Raw genomic sequence first — 4,048 nt, forward strand, 5'->3', positions numbered from 1 at the left:
AAACGGATATCAAACCCCTTACGAGATTCATTACGGCTGTAAAGCGCAAAACTACGAAAAGCCGCCGTAAAGTGGGCGAAATAATTACGGCGGAAAAAGAGGAAAGTGCGGAAAGCCCCCGTAAATGACATGGCTACATTACGGTTGTAAAACGCAAAAGTGCGGAAAGCCGCCGTAATCTGCCCGTGGGCTTCTATAAGGAGCCGGCCTGAGGCCGGCGGTTTCTAAATGCCGCCAAAGGCGGCGTTCTTTACAGAAGATTGCGGTGCCAACGGCAGCGCTCCTTATTATAGGCACGCCTCTCCCCAAAAAAGGAAGCGACACACCCGTAACTTCCCTAATCAGTAATCCGTGTTCAAAGCAGAAGCCGGCGGCATAAGGAAGGAGCGGAGTGTCGTTGCCGACGACGCTCGGAATGGCGACAGAAGCGCACCTTGACGGGGTTTCCTACGACTGTTATACTGTCTAAGGTTATCTTCCGAATTTTGCCTTCAAATCGGCACAAATGGCGAAAAGCGCAGGCGACAAGGCTTTGCGCGCCGAATAGTCGTACCGATCGAAGGGAATTATTTCGGCGAATAACCCGCATTCCGAAGAGGAAAATACGAAAAGAAGGAGGAACGGTATGCCGACAATCAATCAATTGATCCGTAAGGGACGTTTTTCGGAACGAAAGAAGACGAATACGCCTGCGTTGGGTTTCAACTTTAATACGTTGAAGAATCGCCAGACGGCGGTGGAATCGCCTCAGAAGCGCGGCGTGTGCACGTCGGTGCGTACAGTAACCCCGAAGAAGCCGAACTCGGCGCTTCGTAAAGTGGCTCGTGTACGTTTAACCAACGGCTATGAAGTCCTTTCTTACATTCCCGGTATCGGTCATAACCTGCAGGAGCACAGCGTTGTGCTTATCCGCGGGGGTCGTGTCAAAGACTTGCCTGGTGTGCGTTATCACATCATCCGTGGCGCATTGGATGCGTCCGGCGTGGAAGGCCGTAAACAAGCTCGTTCAAAATACGGCGCAAAGAAATCCAGCAAGTAAGTAAACACGAGACGAAAGTGCATACGCGAACCTTCTGGTTTTCTTGTGCACGGCAGCCGTCGAAAAGCGGCGGTTGAGTACCATTCATCCCGATGGATGATAAGGAGGGAAGAGAAGTGTCAAGAAAAGGACATATTCCAAAAAGGGAGATCATGCCGGATCCCCAATATAATGACGTGGCTGTATCTAAGCTGATTAATACGGTCATGTTGGACGGCAAAAAAGGACTGGCTCAGCGCATTGTCTATGGCGCCTTTGCTTATGCAGAGAACAAAGTCGGTCAAGATGCGCTCGAAATCTATCGCAAAGCATTGGCGAACGTCATGCCGGTACTGGAAGTCAAGGGTCGCCGCATTGGTGGTGCGACGTATCAGGTGCCGATGGAAGTTCGCCCCGATCGTCGTCAGACGCTGGCTCTGCGCTGGATTGTCGGTTTTGCCCGTACACGCGGTGAAAAAACAATGGTCGAGCGTTTAGGCAGCGAACTGGTGGATGCATTTAACAATACCGGTGCCAGTGTGCGCCGCAAAGAAGAGATGCACCGCATGGCGGACGCGAACAAGGCATTCGCGCACTTCCGCTATTAATCGCGGGGAGGTTCTCATTGGCAGGACATACACCTCTAAAAGATATTCGTAATATTGGTATCATGGCTCATATCGATGCCGGAAAGACGACCGTAACGGAGCGTATTCTTTTCTACACCGGTAAGATTCACAAAATGGGCGATACACACGAAGGCGCTGCACAAATGGACTGGATGGAGCAGGAACAAGAACGCGGCATTACGATTACGTCCGCCGCGACGACTTGCTTCTGGCCTCGCAACGGCATCAATCATCGTATCAACATTATCGACACGCCGGGACACGTGGACTTTACCGTAGAAGTGGAACGTTCCCTTCGCGTGTTAGACGGCGCAGTTGCGCTGTTTGACGCAAAGAGCGGCGTAGAACCGCAATCGGAAACGGTATGGCGTCAGGCGGATAAGTACAAAGTTCCGCGCATGTGCTTCATCAACAAGATGGATGCGACAGGTGCTGACTTCCTGATGTCCGTAGATACGATTCGCGATAAGCTGAAAGCCAATGCGTTGCCGGTACAGTTGCCCATCGGCGCAGAACATAAATTCGTGGGTATTATCGACCTCGTTACCATGCGTGCCGAAGTGTATCACGATGATCTCGGCAAAGAGATTACGGACGAAGACATTCCGGCAGACCTGAAGGATCAGGCGGAAGAGATGCGTTCGAACATGCTCGAGACGCTCTCTGAAGTGGATGATGATTTAGCGATGGCGTATCTGGAAGAAGAACCCATCAGCGAGGACATGATTCGCAACGCTATTCGCAAGGGTACCCTGGAACAGAAGATTTTTCCGGTGCTTTGCGGATCGGCATACAAAAACCGTGGCGTTCAGTTCCTAATTGACGCAGTGGTCGATTATATGCCGAGCCCGTTGGATATTCCGCCGGTATCGGGTACAACGACCGATCCCGACAGTGAAGAGATTATTCATCGCGATGCGGATGTGGATGCCCCGTTCTCGGCGCTGGCTTTCAAGGTCATGACCGACCCATATGTGGGTAAACTTTGCTTTTTCCGTGTATATTCGGGAACGGTGGAAAACGGAAGCTATATCTACAACTCGACGACAGGCAAGCGTGAGCGTCTGAGCCGCATTTTGCAGATGCACGCGAACAAGCGTGAAGAGATTGAGTTGGTTCAGGCAGGCGACATTGCCGCTGCCGTTGGACTGAAAGACACCGGAACAGGCGATACGCTTTGCGATCAGGACAATCCGATCATTCTTGAGCAGATGACCTTCCCGGAGCCGGTTATCTCCGTTGCGATTGAGCCGAAGACCCGCGCTTCGCAAGAGAAGATGGGTATTGCGCTTGCAAAATTGGCGGAAGAAGATCCGACCTTTAAGACGTATACGAATGCCGAAACCGGTCAGACCATCATCGCTGGTATGGGCGAGCTCCATTTGGAGATTATCGTTGACCGTCTGCAGCGTGAGTTCAAAGTCGAAGCCAACATCGGTAATCCGCAGGTTTCCTACCGCGAGTCCATTACGGCACCGGCAGAAGCGCAAGGCAAATTTGTGCGTCAGTCCGGTGGTCACGGTCAGTACGGTGATGTGCGCATTCGCATCAAACCGGGTGAACCGGGAACGGGCATCGTAGTACACAATGTCACGGTCGGCGGATCGATTCCGAAGGAATTTATCAATCCGTCCATTCAGGGTATTCAGGAAGCGTGCCAGAGCGGTCCGGTTGCCGGATTCCCCGTTCTGGATGTAGACGTGGAGATTTACGACGGCTCCTTCCATGAAGTGGACTCGTCGGAAACGGCGTTTAAGATTGCCGGATCCATGGCGATGCAGAATGCGATGAAACAGGCGAAACCGGCTCTGTTGGAACCGCTGCAAAAAGTGGAAATCCTCACACCGGAAGAATATTTGGGCGATGTTATGGGCGATGTTTCGTCCCGTCGCGGACGCATTGAACAAATGTCTACGCGCGCCGGCGTTCAGGTAGTGGATGCGTATATTCCGCTGTCTGAAATGTTTGGCTATGCGACGGATTTACGTTCTAAAACGCAGGGACGCGCAACGTATTCTATGCAATTCGACCACTATGAAAAGGTGCCTGACAGTATCGCAGAGGAAGTCACGAAATCGCGCAACGAGTAATTGCTGTGCGTGTTGCGAACAGTGGTAATTTTGTACTATCTGTTCTATAATGTTTCGTAGCGACCAGTTGTTGTTTTTAGGAGGAAAAAATGGCGAAGCAAAAATTTGAGCGTAGCAAACCGCATGTAAACATCGGCACGATCGGTCACGTCGACCATGGTAAGACGACGTTAACCGCTGCCATCACCAAAGTTATGAACGAAAAGTTCGGCACAGGCGAATTTGTTGATTATGCCAACATCGATAAGGCGCCGGAAGAGCGCGCACGTGGTATAACCATCAACACTTCGGTTGTTGAGTACGAAACGCCG

Annotated in this window: 4 protein-coding genes; all 4 read left to right on the top strand. The window is 51.6% G+C overall.

Annotated elements, in window-relative coordinates; translation table 11 throughout:
• The first annotated feature begins 625 nt into the window (after positions 1-625).
• Positions 626-1,039, top strand: coding sequence for a 30S ribosomal protein S12 (rpsL, locus tag RDL68_RS06110; RefSeq protein ID WP_308540792.1), 414 nt, complete (start codon positions 626-628; stop codon positions 1,037-1,039).
• Positions 1,040-1,155: 116 nt separating this feature from the next.
• Complete coding sequence (gene rpsG / locus RDL68_RS06115; RefSeq protein WP_308540795.1) at positions 1,156-1,626, top strand: 30S ribosomal protein S7; 471 nt, start codon at positions 1,156-1,158, stop codon at positions 1,624-1,626.
• A 17-nt stretch (positions 1,627-1,643) separates the two neighbouring features.
• A complete protein-coding gene (gene fusA / locus RDL68_RS06120; RefSeq protein ID WP_308540793.1) occupies positions 1,644-3,737 on the top strand; it encodes an elongation factor G in 2,094 nt (697 codons plus the stop codon).
• 89 nt (positions 3,738-3,826) lie between these two features.
• Positions 3,827-4,048: GTP-binding protein (locus RDL68_RS06125; protein WP_308540794.1), on the top strand; the 222-nt coding region annotated here is incomplete at its 3' end.

Origin of the sequence: uncultured Murdochiella sp. (assembly GCF_902488755.1) — a bacterium.
In the GTDB taxonomy this organism is placed as follows: domain Bacteria; phylum Bacillota; class Clostridia; order Tissierellales; family Peptoniphilaceae; genus Murdochiella.

Bases quoted from the DNA above. Each gene is read 5' to 3' on its own strand.
- rpsL (WP_308540792.1), top strand. From the start codon at position 626: ATGCCGACAATCAATCAATTGATCCGTAAGGGACGTTTTTCGGAACGA.